16 protein-coding genes are annotated in these 18327 nt (G+C 42.4%); 5 read left to right on the forward strand and 11 right to left on the reverse strand.

The features are described 5' to 3' along the window. From MJ770_RS11530 to thiO, 3 genes are all read right to left on the reverse strand, one after another. A partial coding sequence (locus tag MJ770_RS11530; protein ID WP_239254329.1) for a hypothetical protein occupies positions 1-409 on the reverse strand: 409 nt, incomplete at its 3' end. A 361-nt stretch (positions 410-770) separates the two neighbouring features. After that, positions 771-1538: a PEP-CTERM/exosortase system-associated acyltransferase gene (locus MJ770_RS11535; protein ID WP_239254332.1), complete on the reverse strand. Its 768-nt coding sequence runs from the start codon at positions 1536-1538 to the stop codon at positions 771-773. Positions 1539-2365: 827 nt separating this feature from the next. Continuing rightward, a complete protein-coding gene (thiO, locus tag MJ770_RS11545) occupies positions 2366-3442 on the reverse strand; it encodes a glycine oxidase ThiO (RefSeq protein ID WP_239254333.1) in 1077 nt (358 codons plus the stop codon). 411 nt (positions 3443-3853) lie between these two features. On the opposite strand from thiO, the gene rlmM reads away from it, so the two are divergent. Further along, the gene (gene rlmM, locus MJ770_RS11550) at positions 3854-4891 is read left to right on the forward strand and encodes a 23S rRNA (cytidine(2498)-2'-O)-methyltransferase RlmM (RefSeq protein ID WP_239254334.1); all 1038 of its coding nucleotides are present in this window, start codon (positions 3854-3856) and stop codon (positions 4889-4891) included. A gap of 123 nt (positions 4892-5014) precedes the next feature. Beyond that, complete coding sequence (locus MJ770_RS11555; RefSeq protein ID WP_239254335.1) at positions 5015-5251, forward strand: YdcH family protein; 237 nt, start codon at positions 5015-5017, stop codon at positions 5249-5251. A gap of 315 nt (positions 5252-5566) precedes the next feature. On the opposite strand, the gene MJ770_RS11560 is transcribed toward MJ770_RS11555, so the two are convergent. From MJ770_RS11560 to MJ770_RS11590, 7 genes are all read right to left on the reverse strand, one after another. Beyond that, a complete protein-coding gene (locus MJ770_RS11560) occupies positions 5567-7174 on the reverse strand; it encodes a BCCT family transporter (RefSeq protein ID WP_320412229.1) in 1608 nt (535 codons plus the stop codon). A gap of 555 nt (positions 7175-7729) precedes the next feature. Further along, positions 7730-8713 (reverse strand): lytic murein transglycosylase B, encoded by a 984-nt coding sequence (mltB, locus tag MJ770_RS11565; protein ID WP_239254337.1) that lies wholly within the window; start codon positions 8711-8713, stop codon positions 7730-7732. Between the two features lie 482 nt (positions 8714-9195). Then, the gene (locus tag MJ770_RS11570) at positions 9196-9939 is read right to left on the reverse strand and encodes a ParA family protein (protein WP_239254338.1); all 744 of its coding nucleotides are present in this window, start codon (positions 9937-9939) and stop codon (positions 9196-9198) included. Further along, positions 9936-11507 (reverse strand): CHAD domain-containing protein, encoded by a 1572-nt coding sequence (locus MJ770_RS11575; RefSeq protein WP_239254339.1) that lies wholly within the window; start codon positions 11505-11507, stop codon positions 9936-9938. Before MJ770_RS11575 ends, MJ770_RS11570 begins: the two co-directional genes overlap by 4 nt. 196 nt (positions 11508-11703) lie before the next feature. Further along, positions 11704-12318 carry a CYTH domain-containing protein gene (locus MJ770_RS11580; protein WP_239254341.1) on the reverse strand — a complete coding sequence of 205 codons (615 nt, stop codon included), beginning with the start codon at positions 12316-12318 and terminating at the stop codon, positions 11704-11706. An 86-nt stretch (positions 12319-12404) separates the two neighbouring features. After that, entirely contained in the window at positions 12405-13895 is a 1491-nt protein-coding gene (ppx, locus tag MJ770_RS11585) for an exopolyphosphatase (RefSeq protein WP_239254343.1), read from the reverse strand. A gap of 416 nt (positions 13896-14311) precedes the next feature. Continuing rightward, positions 14312-14776: a hypothetical protein gene (locus tag MJ770_RS11590; RefSeq protein WP_239254345.1), complete on the reverse strand. Its 465-nt coding sequence runs from the start codon at positions 14774-14776 to the stop codon at positions 14312-14314. A 117-nt stretch (positions 14777-14893) separates the two neighbouring features. Here MJ770_RS11590 and MJ770_RS15720 point away from each other — a divergent pair, with 117 nt between their 5' ends. Then, positions 14894-15067, forward strand: coding sequence for a helix-turn-helix domain-containing protein (locus tag MJ770_RS15720; protein ID WP_445083156.1), 174 nt, complete (start codon positions 14894-14896; stop codon positions 15065-15067). Between the two features lie 388 nt (positions 15068-15455). Here the strand turns inward: MJ770_RS15720 and MJ770_RS11595 are convergent, their stop codons facing one another. Then, positions 15456-15923 (reverse strand): hypothetical protein, encoded by a 468-nt coding sequence (locus MJ770_RS11595; protein WP_239254347.1) that lies wholly within the window; start codon positions 15921-15923, stop codon positions 15456-15458. Between the two features lie 898 nt (positions 15924-16821). Here MJ770_RS11595 and MJ770_RS11600 point away from each other — a divergent pair. Together MJ770_RS11600 and MJ770_RS11605 are read left to right on the forward strand one after the other, a co-directional pair. Then, positions 16822-17421 (forward strand): DNA-deoxyinosine glycosylase, encoded by a 600-nt coding sequence (locus MJ770_RS11600; protein WP_239254349.1) that lies wholly within the window; start codon positions 16822-16824, stop codon positions 17419-17421. A gap of 238 nt (positions 17422-17659) precedes the next feature. Beyond that, positions 17660-18199, forward strand: coding sequence for a hypothetical protein (locus MJ770_RS11605; RefSeq protein WP_239254351.1), 540 nt, complete (start codon positions 17660-17662; stop codon positions 18197-18199). Positions 18200-18327 lie beyond the last annotated feature (128 nt).

Here is an 18327-nt window from a genome sequence, read left to right on the forward strand (position 1 = left end):
GTTCATAAAGTTTGGGCCGGAAAGTTTGAAAGCTATGGTTTTTAGAGGTGCCCTTAGTTAACATTTCGTCACTTGAGGAGACATTATTTGGAGCCAAGCCAGTACCAGAGAATACTAGCCTATCCCAAGTCAATCGGAGCTGATATGGAAAGACATGTAACTTTTCTTTTGCAAATCTTTGGTGCAAAGGATTGTCATCAGGTAGTACAAAAACTTTTATTGTTGTTCCATCTGGCCACGTTTTCAAATGCATGCCAAAAATGGCTCGTAATGAATTAACAGATAGACTTTTTGTTCTAATACTAGGATGTGCTACAACTTCATATTGTTCATCAGCCCATCCTTTTGGTATGACGCAAAAAAAACATATCAAAAGAATTGCACGATTACTTACGTTATTTTTTAACATTACAATTCATACAAACCAATATCAAACTTATAAGTATTAATGCAATTTAATGGGAACACTAGCTCAGTTCTTCGTTACTTTGCAGAGCGAAATGATGGTTGTACTGTAGAGTTAGACTTTTGATAGTGTTATTTTTTGGCCTTGATTCTGCACGTTAATGTAGTATAAATAAATAACTTGCATTCCAAACCGCCACTAATGAGCTAAGGTGTCTATTATGCCTTAAAAACTTTCGTTAGCTAATCGCTTAACAGTCTAATACATACGTTATAAATTGATTACTCATTGCTTTTTCTGCGAGACACCTGACTTTCAGTCTTCAGATAATTGAATAGATAAAGAGAGAGGTGGGTACGCTCTATTAATCGCAATCTTTCTTCGCAAAAGTTGTCGTAGCTGAAGATTTACAATACATCCCCTTCTCAGTCACTACTTCCCAAGCATCACGATGCGTCAGATACATTTTTTCTAACATGTCCAAATAATTCGAGAAGTAAGGTCTACGCACACCGAGGTAATTAACCTTTGGCCCAATGGGAGTAAGGTCTGAACCATAATATCCTAATAGTCTGTTTAGTGCAGGTTCCATAACCGACAACCAATGCCTGACATCACCTTGATCACTCATACGTACGGCAGCAGCCACAAGTAATAAAGTTAAATTAGGGAGGCACCTCCGGTCTCTTCCGGATGTTTCGTTATCAATATTTCTTGTTTCGAGATTGCGGCGTTCACTCTTGCGACGATTAAAGCTACTCAGGACAATTAAACGAGATATTTCAACCATATGTTGACGAGACAATTCCTTTATATTACAGAGCGCAGGGTCAATCAGCGTATGTAGTTCGACAGGAAATGGTTTTCCAGAATGGAGCGGATCACACCGTATCAAGCGCACTGTCCCAATATATTTCCCCGTTTCTCGATGTCTTAAAAGAGCATGGGAAGAATGATGATCATACTGGTCTTTTTCAAGTTGATCAGGATACTGCGACATATCAAATCCAGGGAGGCACTTTTCAACGCACAACGCCTGATAACGAATGTGAAAAACTTCACGTAATAATTCCGACGTATCGGCTATGACAATCTCAAAAGACTTATGAAATTCCTCATACATATTACTCATAATTAATTAACCCAGTATTTTGTATAAGCAGATGTATTTCACACTATAAAATCAATTATTACCGCTCATTCCCATGCTCCATAATCATCACCCAAGCCATCACACCATAACAGCTCACGCCTTCGAGCATTTAAGTATGGAGTTGATAATTTATCAATAGGGTCGGCGCGATTTATACTACGTGCCTTAAGTTCAATTTAATGATCTACAGCTAATTCTCTAAAAAAAACTTATAACTTTTAAGCCAAACAACAAAAAAATTTCTGTTTGAGCTTGTTAATAATTGCAATTGACAATAAGTCTTTCAACGCTTCTGTAGTGAAGGCTATATCACTGTGAATTCTTGAACTGAGTTCATTCCCAAAGTAACAAGCAAAACTGCAATAAGTAGTAGAATTTCATGTGCGCGTACAACAAGTCTTTGCCAGCCGAGATAGTTAGCAAGACTAATGAATGTACACCGTGACAACGGCGCATCCATTCTTTAAGTTAGCTATCATAATCATTGGCGCTTGAATATGGTAAACCCCGGCAATAACACGAACACTAGCAGTCAACTGAACCGGACAATGCATGTTTCCCACTGCTCGTGCAGTGGCACTCAAGGTCTTACCACTCTTAAGCAATGCATCGCAACTTATTTAGTATACAAATATATTTGAGAAGACTGACCTTTGACGATGAGTTTCAGCTTCATTTTTTCATCACGCTAAGCCAATTGCCGCAACGCGTTTCTACGATATCGATTTCGATGTAGTCCCGTCCTTGATCGGTAAACTCTTCCCCTTTGACGTTTACTTTGAACGCCATTTAAAAGAAAATCGGTTTTAAATACCCCACCCCGCCCGATAAGGCGTCACGTCTAATTTTTGCTGCACACCTGTAATCTCATTTAACAAAATTTCAGCGCTAGCTGGGGCCATCGTCACGCCATAACGAAAATGCCCGCTATTAAGATAAAGATTGTCCAGCTTTGGATGTCGCCCGATAGTGGGAATATTGCACGGAGAGGCGGGACGCAGTCCGGCCCAATGTTGCACCAACGTCATATCACTAAGAGATGGCAACAGTTTTTGCGCACGTTGCCACAACATGTTGCGTGCTTCATTAGTGGTGCGCTGGTCAAATCCTACGTCCTCCATAGTGCTGCCGATCAGCAGATAACCATCACGACGCGGAATCAAATACAAATCGTCTTGCAAAACAATATGACGGAGTGGCGACACATCGAACTTGAATAACAGCATCTGCCCGCGCATTGGCTTAATGTTTAATCGTAGTGCCTGTCGTCCCAATACTTCTTTGCTCCACGCTCCGGCGGTAACGATATAGCCCTGCGCATTAAATTTGCCGCTAGACGTAGTAACTGAGTGTACTTGTTCATTTTCGACAACAATATTGCTTACTTCACATTGCTCTATGATGCGTCCCCCAAGCGATCTTACATGCTGATGCAAAGCACGTAATAACCTGGGATTACGTACTTGAGCAACTTCCGGCAAAAAGAGCGCATCTCCTTGCTCGAGTAAATTGTAATCTGCTGCACGCACTTTATTTACTGAACAAGCACTATGCGCATCACACCATTGGCCTGCTGCCTGTGCATCAAATGGTGGTAAAACCAGCATTCCGCTTGTTTCATATTCAGTGTTTACACCGGTAGCCGTATGCAATTCCTTTGCCCAAGCTGAAAACAGCTCTGCGCCACGAGTGGTCAAACGCGTAACTTCATCGGGATAATTCCACGGGCACAGCGGCGACAAAATACCGCCGCCTGCCCAAGAAGCTTCCTGTCCAATTTCGCCGCGCTCTAACACAGTTACTGCCGCCCCCTGCTGAAGCAACCGTTGAGCAGTCGATAACCCGGCCACCCCACCCCCAATAATCAAAAAATCGGAATTCAAGTATCCAGCCTCTAACTACAGTCATAATCAAGCCTGACAAAAACATTGTTGGCGAGTATTAAAAAAAATTTTACAACAGACAATCCTGTATAAAAATAACCAATTGATTATATTATAATGTTTAATTAAAAGTAGCGTTAATAAAATTTGTTTTGATAATTCAGAATCGTAACCTTTATCAGGCCGCCAAAAATTTGCGTCTAAAATTGCATCTTTAAAAGATGTACTACTTGAGTGCAGGCGTCTTTCATTCAGTATAGTTTCTGCCAGTTCAACTGGTTCGTTTCCAACTCACTCATGAGTCAAGCAAATATCCATTTGATTTAGAAAGGCTTGTCAAATAGAACGAACAATAGTTCTGAAACATATTTAAAGATTGACCCTCATCGACAGGCTGCTAACATGCGCGCCATGAGCACACAAAATTCAACAAAATCACACCAATGGCTGCTGTATTGTCGCCCCGGCTTTGAACGAGACTGCCTGCAAGAAACACTGGCGGTGCCACTCGAAATCAATGCCAACAGCGGCTTTCTCATCATTCAGAACAAACCGCGCCTGCATTATGACAAACTCACCTTTACCCGCCAGTTAATCACCCTGCTAGCCGAAATAAGCGAGTTACCCGATCGCGATCGCCTCACCCCACTGCTTGCAGCCATACCCGATACACCTGCACAATTCAGCGCCTTGTGGCTGGAAACGCCTGACACAAACGATGGCAAAACCCTGTCCGGTTTTATCAAGCGCTTTCAACCTCTGCTGGAAGAAAAGCTGCGCGCCAGAGGACGCATGACTAAAGACCCCCATCTGCCTCGCCTGCATATCTTTTTCCCGGACAAGAATCGCGTACTAATCGGCGCAAGTGATCCGCGCAACAGTGCAACCTCAGCTATGGGCATCCTGCGAATGAAGATGCCTTATGAAGCGCCTAGTCGCTCTGTACTCAAATTGGCCGAAGCTTTCGAAACATTTTTATCAAAAGATGAAAAGTTTCGATGGATTAGGCATGGTATGCGAGCGGTAGATCTGGGTGCAGCTCCCGGTGGCTGGACTTGGCACCTTGTCAGATTGGGTATGCAGGTGGAGGCGGTCGATAACGGCCCGCTCAAAGGCGTGGTGGCCGAGCACCCTTCAGTCAAACATCAGCGCCAGGATGGCTTCCGCTATCGTCCCAAACACGCGGTAGACTGGCTGGTATGCGACATGATAGAGCAACCGAGACGAGTGGCCGCGCTAGTCGCTGACTGGGTCGCCAGCGGATCAACCAATCGAGCCATTTTCAACTTAAAATTACCGATGAAGAAACGATTGGAAGCCTTGAACGATGCGCTCGCCAGTATCCGCGCGGTACTGGATAAAAAAGGCTTCAAGTATCGCTTGCAATCGAAGCAGTTATACCACGACCGTGAAGAAGTGACAGTGTTTCTGGCCAGGATCAAACTTTAAAACAAAGGGTTACCACGCCACGCTGCTATAAACTGTTGATGACACGTATTTTTTCTTGGTCAGAATTAACTCGAATAATCCATGTTAGACTTACTCAATCAGAACGTTCAATAAGGAATTTAAATGCTACACGAATACCGTGACGTCATTACCCAAATGAAACAAAATAATGCAGCAAATGCCCATTTTTTGAAGATTTTCGACAAACACAATGCGCTTGATAGTCAAATTACCAAAGCTGAAAACGGCGAAACCCATCTGACTGATATTGAACTTGAAATACTCAAAAAAGAAAAACTGCTTCTCAAAGATGAAGCTTACTCATTGATCATACTTTACAAAGAAGAACACAATCTTTAAGATTTCTGTCACCAAGCTATATGTCCGTACGTGGTCAATGAATTGTGTCGGGCAACCAAGCCAGAGCCTTCGTAACCAAACCTAACTACAGCAAAATTAGAATATATACGTGTCACTTACTTAAGACATGACGCTACCTGCATTTGCTGCTATTTAGTACTCAAAACTCCTGATCTTATATACATCTTTAAGTGTGATGACCAAGGTTCAGGGGCATGACAAGCACTTGCTGATAGTTTCGGGTAGCTCAAATTTTCTCGGTTGATGTTCCTATCTTTCTTTTTACTAAGCTGTCTAGGTATTTCCAGCAGCCAACTACTTGCGCTTACTATCGATAAAAATTGCTTTAACCACAGAGATACACATCAGCACCATTACCATTGAGAATGGTAATGCACCAATGATCATTGCCTTCTGCAGTGCCTCTAAGCTACCATCACCCACAATCAACAATGTTCCGATAACAACCGTAAGAATCACCCCCCAAACAATTCGATGTTTAATGGCCGAATGTTGAGTGCCACCTGCCATAATGGTATTTAAAACTAACACACCAGAATCTGCCGAGGTAATCAAAAAAGTAAGAATAAGCACCACAGACATTGCAGAAACAATTTTTGCCACTCCACTAGAGAGCAAAACATTCAATGTTTCGAATAACTGTGCGGATGAGGCCGCGTTGATGATACGACCATCCGCGATGCCAGACAGCTCTAGATTTATCGCAGCTCCTCCCAACAAAACAATCCAAAGAAAACACACGGCAGCAGGCGCAAGCAGAGCACCTAATATAAACTCTCGAATCGACCGACCTCTGGAAATACGCGCTAGAAACAGCCCAACAAATGGTGCAAATGCAATCCACCAAGCCCAGTACAAAATGGTACCTTGTTCTTGCCAATCACCTAATGGTGTATTTAATTCAAATACCTCAAAGGAAATAATGGGCAATGTAACTATATAATCAATCAGTGCGCTGCCATATAAGCTAAAAGAAAATATTAGTGGCCCAGAGAACAGAAAAACTAACAGCAGAATTAACGACAACACCAGATTAAGATTACTAAAATATTTAACCCCACGCTGGACCCCTGTTGACGCTGAAATGGTTGACAGACACATTACAAAAATCAAAACCAAAATGAGCGCAGTTTTATTAGGAACGGGATCCTCACCAGAGGACATCAACCAATTAAATGCGGTTAAATTATTAATACCGGTAACCAGTTGATCAACACCGTAACCAATCGTCACGGCCACACCGAGCAATGTCGCTATAATTGCAATGATATCAAGTGCATGCCCAATATAGCCATTTACATAACGTCCCAACACTGGCACAAGACATGAACGTACTGTCAACGGAAAATTACGCACGTGGGCAAAATATGCCATGCTTAATCCTGTTGCCACATAAATGCCCCAAGGATGTAGCCCATAATGTAGAAACGCATAGCGAAATGTTGACTGGACTGCTTCGCTTGTGTATGGCTCAATATTTCCTTTGATAATTTCTGGATTCCCGCCGAAATGCCAAAGCGGCTCTGCCGTAGAGAAAACCATTAAACCGATACCCATACCTGCACTGAACATCATGGAAAACCAGGAGAAATTAGAAAACTCTGGCTTTTCGTCTGGCTTACCCAAAATCACCCTGCCAGTGGACGGAATAACCGCCAACCCAATGCAAAACATAAGAAAAAATGAAACCACATAAACATAATAAACATTGAATGTGTTTAGCAATGCAATATTAAGGTCATCTAAAATGATCAATGCTTGAACCGGAACAATCGCCGCCCATAAAACAAGGCACGCAATAAGCACTTTACTGCCTATAGTAATAAAGTGGCACAGTCCCTTGTAAAAACCAGCTTCTGCAAGCTTAATTTGAACATCTTCAAATAATTCTTTAATTTCTATTCCCCTCTTTTCCTAACTAATGTCGATTTAATTTGACAAATTTCGATCTTGCCTAGGCTATCCTGCGCCGCAATCGTAATTAGTTTGTGATTGAAATTGATAATTTCAACGTAGGTCAATAATGGCCGTCACTTATGCATACGGCCATCATATATATTTCTAACAGCCAATCGGATTTAAAGAATTTCAGCGAAAATTTAGCTGTACGAGAGGTGGTTTTGCCAGCTTTCACCTTACGGCGAAATGTCTGCTTGCGCTACTTGACGGTTTTGCAACGTACCAATTGTTCTATTGCCAAAGAAAACGGCTAAATACATGCAGTTCAGCTAAATTTTTAGCTGATATCCTTTAAGTCAGACAGACTACTAGCACGTAATAACTTTGCCCTTGACGTGGTGCAGGGAGGGCTGGGTTACGTGCTTGCTGAGCGTAACTTCCTGCGGCACCGAATCTGCTATGCCCTCCAAATTTTTCGAGTCATTCTGCAGATGCCCGTCCCTAGACATGCAGGATGCCAGCACCAGCGACTCAGCAATGTCGTCACGACGCCGCAGTTCATTTATCAAGCTGTTTCTGCAGGATTTCGCGGCTCAATTGGTACACGGCCATTGCATACATTGAGCTATGATTGTACCGAGTAATCACATAGAAATTGTTCAATCCAAGCCAGTACTCGTCTCCGCTCTCTCCATCGAAACGAAACACGGACGCCATTTCATCGTCTTCAAGTGACTGCAGCGGCGTTACACCATTGAGCTTTAACTCACCGATGCTGGTATGCGGTTTGAGGTTATTTATCTTATCAATACTGTCAGGGGTGGCGACAGTAGCGCGGCTGGTGACCGGTTCGCCCTTGCTCCAGCCGTGGGTGCTGAAATAATTAGCAACACTGCCGATTACATCGGCTGGATTATTCCACAGATCACGTTTGCCATCGCCATCGAAATCAACGGCGTAGTGTCGGTAACTGCTGGATATAAACTGTGGCATACCCATCGCACCTGCATAGGAACCCAAAATCTCGCTAGCATCGATATTTTCATCTCGTGCAAGCAGCAAAAACTGCTCCAGCTCGGAGAGAAAAAAACGGCTGCGCGGCGGGTAATCAAATCCCAACGTCGTCAGTGAATCCAGAACCAGTGTACTGCCACTGCGCTGACCGTAGAAGGTTTCAACGCCGATAATCGCAGTGATAATTTCTGCCGGCACACTATACTTCTGTTCAGCGCGTGCTAGCGTCTCACGGTGCTGGCGCAGGAATTCCCTACCCTCATCAATGCGCTTGTCAGTAATGAAAATTGAACGGTATTGGGCCCAGGTTTTGGTTTTCTCGGCCGGCCGCGCGATGGCTTTGAGCACCCAGTCTTTTTTTTCTGCCCGTGAGAACATGTCATGCAGCTTCTGACGGTCGAAGCCATGTTTTGTGACCATTTGCGTTATAAACTGCTGCACATCCTCTCGTTCTTCATAATTCGCAAAAGCCGTTAAGGGTATCAAGCACAGCAGCAGGAGAAGTGACCGAAGTTTACTGATTGTCATAAGTTGTCATTAATAGTTATTGGTTGTCATTAGTTATCATTGGTTGTCATTTGGTTGTTTTGACAATAGTCAATGATGCGCATTAATCGTTACCAGCATACCAGATGGTCCTCAAAGTGACCACATTCAACATTGAATAACACTCTTAAACAGGGAATGGCAACATCGAATTGGAGCAGGTAAAAAGTGATGGCGTAGATGGTTAGCAGTGAAATGCAGGCGTCGTTTAATTCAGCCCAGCCGAGCTAAAAATTCAAGCTACTACTAGCCTGTCTGACTTAAAGAATCTTAGCGAAATTGAGCTGGGCGTGGGTAAAATATGCCGATTTTTCATGGTAATAGTTGTTCTATTACCATGAAAAATCGGCGAAGCAGTCACCATTCAGGACATGAACACTTCCAAGACTGTAGCAGTACTGACAGTCACTTCGATCAAATTGGGTAACTGTCAGATGATGTCGCGATTACTACAAATTACAAACTCAACTCATGCATTCTTTTATTTCATCCCATAACAACTCATAAGCCAGAGCCGCCCGACACTTTGGTGCATAGGTGGCAAGTGCTGCACGATTAAGCCCCATCCGCTCGACATCACTGGCATAGGGAATTGTAGTATTAAGCAATCCGGCTAACGTTTTCGGTGGTTTTTCAACAATCATACGGTGCAGCTGTTTACGCATGTCCACCATGGAAAAAAAAGGAAGCACAAGAAGATCATCCAGATTATTCTCTTTGCAAAATTTTAGAAGCTGGTCGTACGTGCGCAACGATAAAATAGTAGGGATGGTCGGCACCAACAAGATATCAGCCGCCTGAAATACATTTTCGGATACAAGTGAAATACTCGGCGGACAATCCAGAAAAACAAAGTCATAGTCATTGTCAAAATTTATAAGCAGTTTTCGTAATCGACGCGTTGGTTTTTTTACATCTTCCAAAAATAAATCCATATTGCGGAAGGAAAAATCCGCAGGAATGAGGTCAAGATCGGCATAATCAGTTCCCTTGATTAGCTCATCCAAACCCTGCTTGCTATCCATCAGCGTTTTCAAGCCTCCTTTTATCTTGGGTTTAACTCGAAAGTAGAAAGAAGCCGCACCTTGCGGATCCAAGTCCATAATCAATGTACGGGCACCTTCACGACTTGCCAGGTAAGCTAGATTGACAGCGGTTGCAGTTTTACCAACCCCACCCTTAATGTTATAGCAGGCTATGATTTTCATTGAAAGAGCGTATCCTTTTGGATTTTAGGTTTAAATAGTCTCCTGAAAGCGACTCGATTCTTAATTTCCGCGAAGGCCGCAAATCGTGACTTAAACATTTTTCGTACATGGCTTTGGCGTTGTTCGAGTGTCTGTATAACTATATCAATTGCCACCAATGTACGGTCAGCCGCACCGCTTTCGGATTTCATCTGGGTTCTGTATGTTTCCAATGATGCGATTTGAATATGAATATCCTGGTATTGTCCGAGTTTATTTTGAAGCAATTTCAATGTGTTAATTAACTTATTGATCTCTTCCGTGGGATAGAGACTTCGAAAAAAATCCATCAAATACCTTAGTTTTTTGCATGACTTGCGTAATTGATGCAAATCTCCAGGGGGGCTGCTCGCACTAATAGCTTCTCCTTCTTTAACGACACGTCGAACCATATGCCATATTCTCGAATTTGCTACATCTAGCGTTGAGCAATGGGCATTAGGAAGTGTAGTTCGTTCTGATAATGGCGCTTTCAAGTACGCTAGCCAAGCAGCAGTCATTTTTATATAACGTGCTGACTCTAGATGCATCACCAACTTTTTGTGTTCAATTGTCTGATGTTTCATCAGAAAATAATAAAACGGGTCAAGGTCATCCCTTACAGGTAACGGCAAGCTTTTTTTGTAAGCTACGAAATTCAGCAAATAGACATCAAGGTCACGGGTTGGGCCGGTTATTTCTCCTAGCCATTCAAATTTTCGACTAAATCGAACCCATATTTTATGTGGTAAAACACCTTTGATTTGCCCTAAGGCCGTGCGACTCCGTCGCACAGCAATGCGAAAGTCATGGAGAAACTCTGAATCCAAATTAGATCTTATACCCCGCTCATTAACTTGCATCATCTCAAGCAGGCGCAACAAAATGTTGCGCATCACCACTTCAATATGTGTCTCTGGACTCAGCAATAAATTTAAATTGGAAGAATATGACGCAGGCTGCAATTCAACTGCTGCCATTGCCCTTTGCACCATTCCCTGATCATCAACTTCAAGAGCCAATTGTTGATCAATTACCTGCAAAATCTCTTTAAAAACGGTGTCATAACCTTTCACTGACTCAGCATACAATATGGCAGGAAGCTTAAGTGATTTTGACTTGGTCGATCCCAAAATTCGATTTTCTTCGATACTCAACCTGGCGACCGTTTTTTTGTCTTTATTTAGCACTATCAGGCCATGAGCCTGACAGTTCATGCAAAGAAGGGGCAACAGGGCACGTACGTCCAATATAGGCTCCAGACGTTCGCGCAAACTACAAACAGGCAGATCCCAAACGAAACGAATCTTTTTATTAATCGAGATGTTGCCAAAAGTTTCTATAGGCACAACATTGCGCCAACGCAAAGAAACACCGCTAGTTCCGATTTCCTCTTCGATAACGCCACCGGCACAATAAATTCGCCAGTCAAAACTATCAAAGTAGGTGCGCTGCAAAACTTTTGTATGCAATTCTTCACAATGCATGCATGTGAAGAATTTATATTTGATGTCCGATATTTTTGTGTCTGCCGGAATAACAAAGCTCATCCGATGAACTGAGGCATTCGCCCTTTTCATAGGCATGATTTACTTAGAATGTTAGTCACTTTTGAGCCGTTATATAGCTGAAGAAAAGTGAGTGTCCAGAACTCATAATTATGAATTGCAAGATGCCATATACATGCATTTCTCTGCTGATTTGAATAACATTACTAGCAGGGTAATAGCAATTATCAGCTCGAAATTACTGGATTTTTTTTACATCAGAGTAAGCACTATAAAGCATATAGCCTCGGCCAGCCTTGCTTCTATCTTCAGGCTGCAAAGTAATTGATTTACGCAATTCTCGGGCCAGATCGAACAGTGACTCGGGGACTCCGGACTTCAATTCCAATTCAACTTCACAAATCGGAACATGCTTATTTTTCGCCTTTATTTCCCCGACATCCAATGCCAGCTCAATTAAACCGTTAGGAAGCTCTAACAGCCAGGTCGTGCGCCAGAAATCCGTAAAAAATATCGGCACTAATCTGTTTTGGATATCCGGTGTAAAAAAACTGCGCCATGGTGATTCTAATAATTTATCTAAATCCGGCAAGTTGCCAGTCACAGGCACCTCCCATTCTGAACGTTGATGCAGCCCTTCCTCCACCTTGCCACCGCCTTTCACAGTCTGAATCCAGTGTTCACCATTCTGACGTAAACGAAGGGCAATCTGCACACGCACAAGTGCCAGATCCGGAGTATCAAAGTAAATGCTGTGAAGCTTTTCCTTTAACGGCCCGGATTTACAAGCCGATTTCAGCAGTGGGTGTCGCAATAACTGGGGAATGCTTGAGCTATCAATGAGTAGCTTCAATTCAATTTCAGTATGCATAACAGATAGTAAGAGATATGATTAAGTCACTAAGATCTGCTGACAGATGGCAATATTCTCATCATAATTTATATTAATTCACTGACTATTGAAAAGTTGACTCCTACAGCTTCCCATTCTTTGACCTCGGCCTGCAACGCATTTTCTGTTAGTGGATTTTGCTCAATCCATTGTTTATCTAATGTGATGCGGTACTTTTTGCCGCTTCTTTCCAACTGCATTTTAGGCAAGGTCACATCCGTACGACTACGGCAAAACAATACGGCAAGGCGCAATGCTAATATTGCAGTCCAATCCTCTATTACTTCCGACAACTTTAGCACCTTGGATAGTGATCCGCGTTGCGCTCTTACTTGCGACCCAAGCTGAAACTGCTCCATTTTAGAAAAACCAGGCATATCAGCGTTTTCCAAAATGTAAGCTGCATGTTTTTGATAACCACTATGTGCGATGGAAATACCTATTTCATGCAACATGGCCGCCCATTGCAACTGCTGCTGCGCAGCATCAACATCAACGTCACAGCCCTGCGTAACTTGCTTGAAAAGCGACAACGATAAATCCTCAACTCGCTTGGCTTGCAATGGATCAATATGGTAGCGTCGCATAAACTGGTTCACAGTGACATCGCGCATATCCTGATGATGCAAACGACCTAACAGGTCATACAACACCCCTTCTTTGAGAGCGGTGCTCGCTACGCTCATATGCTGAATATTCAATTCAGAGAATACTGCCGACATAATGGCGAATCCGCCAGGCAGGACAGGAATGCGATCCGGTTTTAGCCCCAATGTATCCAGCCGCTTGCATTCTCCTGCTTTCAGTAACATGGAACGCAGTTTTGCCAGCCCCTCTGCCGATATACCTTCATTGCTCCAATCATTTTGCTTTAACAAATCGGCCAATGCACGTGCGGTACCAGATGACCCAATCGCTTCTTGCCAATTTCCGTCCAAAAACTTGAAACGAATTGATTGTAGCTCCATGCGCGCAGCAAGTTCTGCCTGATGCATAGCATCTTTCGTAATTTTACCGTCACCAAAAAACCGCTTGCTATAGCTGACGCATCCCATATACAAGCTTTCCGTTCGAAGCGGCTCCAATCCCTCGCCAATCACGCATTCAGTAGAGCCACCGCCGATATCAACCACTAACCTACGATTTTGCGTTGGTGGCGCGCAATGTGCCACGCCCAGATAGATTAACCGAGCTTCCTCTCGACCAGCGATTATTTCAATTGGGAAACCCAAGGCAGCTTCTGCTTTTTCAAGAAAAGCAGGTGCATTTTTAGCCAGCCTAAAAGTATTTGTACCCACCACCCTTACGGCATGGTTTGGCAGGCCACGTAAGCGCTCGCCAAAACGCTTGAGGCATGCGAGAGCACATCGTTGAGAATTATCATCGAGGTATTTGTCCGGCGTTAGCCCTGCAGCCAATCTAACAGTTTCTTTAAATGAATCAAGCGGATATATCTGATCTTCCACTACTCGCGCGACTTGTAGCCGGAAGCTATTGGAACCCAAATCCACTGCGGCAATCGTATCGTATGCTTGCATAGTAGTTACCTATCAATACTAAGATTGCCACTCACTCAGTGTGAAACATATAGCTTATCTAAAACTTAGTATATTCCGGCGCGGAAAATTGCAATCGTTTTGTTATGGCTATGTCGTAGTTATCTGTTGATTCTTGGTAACCATTTAATTACAAAGGGTTTTTCGTTAACCGCAAAAACACGCAAGCCTATGATTTATAAGTATTTAGTTATTCTTCAAACTAAATTCAACAGCTAATTGCGACATAGCCTTTGTTATCGCCTACACTCTTTTCGCAATATATGCACTATAAGTGCTTTTCGCGTCCATATGTTTGCCAACGACAGCATCTTAAAATGGCATAGTCACTCTGCGATATTGCGGGAAAATTCGCTGCACAACGACACCTTACCTAGGAAAACCATCGTTCCAAGCATTTAATGTTTATTTGGTCGGCCTGTTTTGAGCCTTTCTACTTGCTCTACAGTATTAACCAATTCAGAGTCAGACAGACTTGACAAGCTAAGCAAGCCGGCTCGCAGCAATTCGCTTTTATTAACATCAACACTAGCCAGCAGACACCGCTTCCTTAATGTGGAGAATTGCGAGTAATAATTTTCTGGCATGCTGAAACTATCACGTACCATTTTAATTTTTTTTGGCTCATCTGTCTTTGATAACTTACCCGCTTTAACTACTTTAGCAGTTGTTACAACAGATTTTGCGACAGGATTATTGTTCGCCCTTTTGCCTGCGGCTTTTGTGGGAGTCACTGCCTTAACCTTTAGAGCAGGTTTAGACTTGTTATTCGCCAACACTTTGGCCGGCAACGACCTCTTCGGAACTTCATGTTTAGTAAGAAGTACTTCATGTTCATTAAAATGAGATTCATCTAAATTCATCGGCGGCCTCTCTAACAAAAATTTATATTTGCATACCTTCGAATGTAAATTATTAGTGTGGCATTAGACAAACGATTTTAATTGGACTTTAATATCGGCATATCCGATACAAACTCTATGGGCATAGATCCAATTAGAACTTATTTGAGTGTGGCCGCCGATAACAGCTTTATTGAAGCTGCAAATAGACTCCATCTTATCCAATCAACTATCAGTGCACGCATACAAAAACTGGAAGCCTATCTGGGTGCTACTCTAAAATTGTGCGTGATCGCACCGATGCAAAATTAACACTCTCAGGGCAATGTTTTTTTCGTCATACACAATCTTTTTATTAACACTGGAACAAGCGCGACATGTCATTAGAACGCCTCTAAAAATTTAATTTTCTAGTCAAGTCTAAGATGCGAGTGAAAAATTTTAGCGCGGCATATGGTTGATATGTAAAAGATAGTTTTTTCGAGCAACACTATATTGTGACGAAAATTGGATTTATAGAGGTGCACATTAGGTTACTTAATCGCTTCCGCGCCGGCATTACTGTATATGAACTATAAGGCTTTTCGCGCCCATAGGTCTGCCAACGACAGTATCTTAAAATGGCATAGTCACTCTGCAATATTACGAAAAACACGCTGAATAACGATACCTTATCTAAAAAAACCATCGTTCCAAGCGTTTAATGTTTATTTGGTCGGCCTGTTTTGAGCCTTTCTATTTGCTCTACAACATTAACCAACTCGGAGTCAGAAAGGTTAGACAGTCTAAGCAACCCGGCTCGCAACAATTCGCTTTTCTTCACATGAACACCAGCCAGCAGACACCTCTTCTTTAATGTGGAGAATTGCGAGTAATCAATTTCTGGCATGCTGAAACTATCACGCACCATTTTAATTTTTTTAGGTTTATCTGCTTTTGATAACTTACCCGCTTTAACTACTTTAGCAGCTGTTACAACAGATTTTTCGCCAAGATTCTTGTTCGCCATTTTGGCCACGGCTTTTGTTTTTATGGGGGGTACGGCCTTAACTTTTAGAGCAGGTTTAGACTTATTATTCGCCATCACTTTAGCTGACAACGATTTCTTAGTAACTTTAGGTTTAGTAGCCGGTATGGCTTTAACAACATTTCTTGCTTTTGTCTTCACAACTCACTCCAAATTAACTGTAAATTAAAAAATGTTACCTGTGCACATCCGCGAGACCATATTGTTATGATCACGTCATATACAGGTTATATAGATATAAAAACACGCAAGAAAATTAATTTTACCTGCGTGTTTTTAACAAATTGACTCAATATATTCGATCATACAATTAAATTTAATGCTGGTGATGGCACAAAGATAAAAATTATCAAATCAAATTGATTTGCCACAGCTGGTGCAGTTTTTGAATGCTGAACCGTCAAAATTACTAAAAGTAGCAAATACCCATTACTAACCACACAGACCATTTAGTACGAAGCGGCATAATGACGTGGACAGTTCAATCGGCCCGAAGTTCAGCGTGCGTCGTTTTCCTAGCCAACGAAGATAACGATATTTCCCTGTCTGATTTGTTGCATGTTCATTAGCAACGCGTTTATGATGATAGCGCTTAAGCCTGTCAAAAGTATTTGGGCTACAACAAAGCGCTCAAGGCCAGCTATTTCACCAACTATCGTACCCGTAAGGCTGGTGTAAGATCGATGAGGTCAAGCGCTGCAAGAACCTAAAAAGTCAAAGATAAGTGCCCGCATCAAACACATTTTTGCCATGTTCAAAAGGTTGCGGGATTTTACAAAAATACGGTACCGTGACTTAGCCAAGAATGACGGTTGCGCATTTATCGCGCTGGCATAGGCGAGCATTTACTGTCTCAATATCGATTAATGGTGTTGGTGCACCTATAGCGGGCGAATAGGGGGCTGAAAAATCGAAGGAGCAGCCCAAAAAGGCAAAAGAAAATGGGCTGAACTTGTTTTTTTGGCATAATCACGCCTATTTCGTAATTGGAGTCTTGGAAATACGGGGAGTGTGCAGCTTAGCCTGAATTAAGCCTACCATGCAAAATATCATCCCCAATCCTATTCTTAGCAAGGGCAACAAAGCTTCAAACGGACGAATGAATATTGAAGATACCCCAGTAGTACACACTCATAGCTTCCCTCCAATCGAAAGTGACAATTCAAGCATCCTGATCCTCGGAACGATGCCTGGCAAGGCCTCGTTGCAAGCACAACAATATTACGCACATCCGCGAAACGCATTCTGGAAGATCATAAGCGAAATTCTTGGCGTTAACGCCGAAAATACTTACGAAGTTAGAACATCATCAATTGTCAAGGCCAGAATTGCGCTCTGGGACGTTTTGAAATCATGTACGCGAGAGGGCAGTCTCGATTCTAATATTGCTAATGACACAATCGTACTTAATGATATCGCGAGCTTTTTTAACAATCATTCGCATATTCATAAGGTGTACTTTAATGGAGCTAAGGCAGAAATTCTATATATGAGACATGTACAACCATCTCTTCGCAACTGCTCAAGTATCGAATATATTCGCCTTCCTTCAACCAGTCCTGCGAATGCTGCAATTTCATATGATCAGAAACTGGAGGCGTGGAAGGCAATAGCTTGCTGTGCTCAATCTTCTTTATAGGTTCGCTGCCGCACTGACTCCTAATTCAGTAAATGAGATATTCTTACTAGATACGGTTTTGATTCTACACCATATCTACGACACTCCTTCCAAATCGCAACTTGTTATAAGGAACACTGCAATGTAATATAAATCTCATAGACATCCAATTTTAATCAGTGATTGGCCGCTTGAAACACTGGATTCATTTCAAGTTACTCGATTGCCTGCAAACTAACCATCGAATAAAGGAACCTCCATGTATATCCATAATTTTTTCAAATTCCAAGCATTTGCACTACTATTTGCCACAATCACCTCTCCTCAAAGTGCGCTTGCCGATACTAATTCATACCAGAGAACGATAAATTTTACCTTGGGTACGAACGAAGTTATAGGTACAAACGTGGAGTGTGCTCCTTCTTTTATTGGTGGCGATATTACTGGGGTAGGGACAGGCTCGATTACTGCGAATGGAAATAGAAGAAGTTTAGGTGTACTTACTGTTACAGCTGATGATTGCATCACTCCGGAACTTTCGGATCCTTCTCATTTTATGTCTGATGGAGACTTGACGCTTTCTTTTAGAAATGGCGATACAATCAATGCTCATTATTCTGCTTTCTTTATTCCAACCGATTATAGTGCACAATACTATAAGTATAAGGACTTCGCTATCGAAGTCACCGGAGGAACGGGGCGCTTCACAGGAGTTAGCGGATCCGGCACCTTGAAAGGTGTGTCTGATATCACATCGGGAGTAGGGGTAGTTAAAGGTATTATGCATATTTACAAATAAACGTAATTTTCCAAATGAGCCTTTCAAAAGGCGATTTACATTAATTATTTCGTGGCTGTCCATTTTCAGTTGAATACTTAGTCGACGCTGAAATAAACATAACCTATTGATGTTATGTTGCATTATTT

This window comes from Candidatus Nitrotoga sp. M5, assembly GCF_927904885.1.
Taxonomy (GTDB): domain Bacteria; phylum Pseudomonadota; class Gammaproteobacteria; order Burkholderiales; family Gallionellaceae; genus Nitrotoga.

Coding starts and splice junctions, on each gene's coding strand:
- ppx (WP_239254343.1), bottom strand. CDS start 13,895: ATGCAAGCATACGATACGATTGCCGCAGTGGATTTGGGTTCCAATAGC.
- MJ770_RS11570 (WP_239254338.1), bottom strand. CDS start 9,939: ATGAAAATCATAGCCTGCTATAACATTAAGGGTGGGGTTGGTAAAACT.
- MJ770_RS11535 (WP_239254332.1), bottom strand. CDS start 1,538: ATGAGTAATATGTATGAGGAATTTCATAAGTCTTTTGAGATTGTCATA.
- MJ770_RS15720 (WP_445083156.1), top strand. CDS start 14,894: ATGGGCATAGATCCAATTAGAACTTATTTGAGTGTGGCCGCCGATAAC.
- MJ770_RS11590 (WP_239254345.1), bottom strand. CDS start 14,776: ATGAATTTAGATGAATCTCATTTTAATGAACATGAAGTACTTCTTACT.
- MJ770_RS11600 (WP_239254349.1), top strand. CDS start 16,822: ATGCAAAATATCATCCCCAATCCTATTCTTAGCAAGGGCAACAAAGCT.
- rlmM (WP_239254334.1), top strand. CDS start 3,854: ATGAGCACACAAAATTCAACAAAATCACACCAATGGCTGCTGTATTGT.
- MJ770_RS11555 (WP_239254335.1), top strand. CDS start 5,015: ATGCTACACGAATACCGTGACGTCATTACCCAAATGAAACAAAATAAT.
- MJ770_RS11575 (WP_239254339.1), bottom strand. CDS start 11,507: ATGAGCTTTGTTATTCCGGCAGACACAAAAATATCGGACATCAAATAT.
- MJ770_RS11605 (WP_239254351.1), top strand. CDS start 17,660: ATGTATATCCATAATTTTTTCAAATTCCAAGCATTTGCACTACTATTT.
- mltB (WP_239254337.1), bottom strand. CDS start 8,713: ATGACAATCAGTAAACTTCGGTCACTTCTCCTGCTGCTGTGCTTGATA.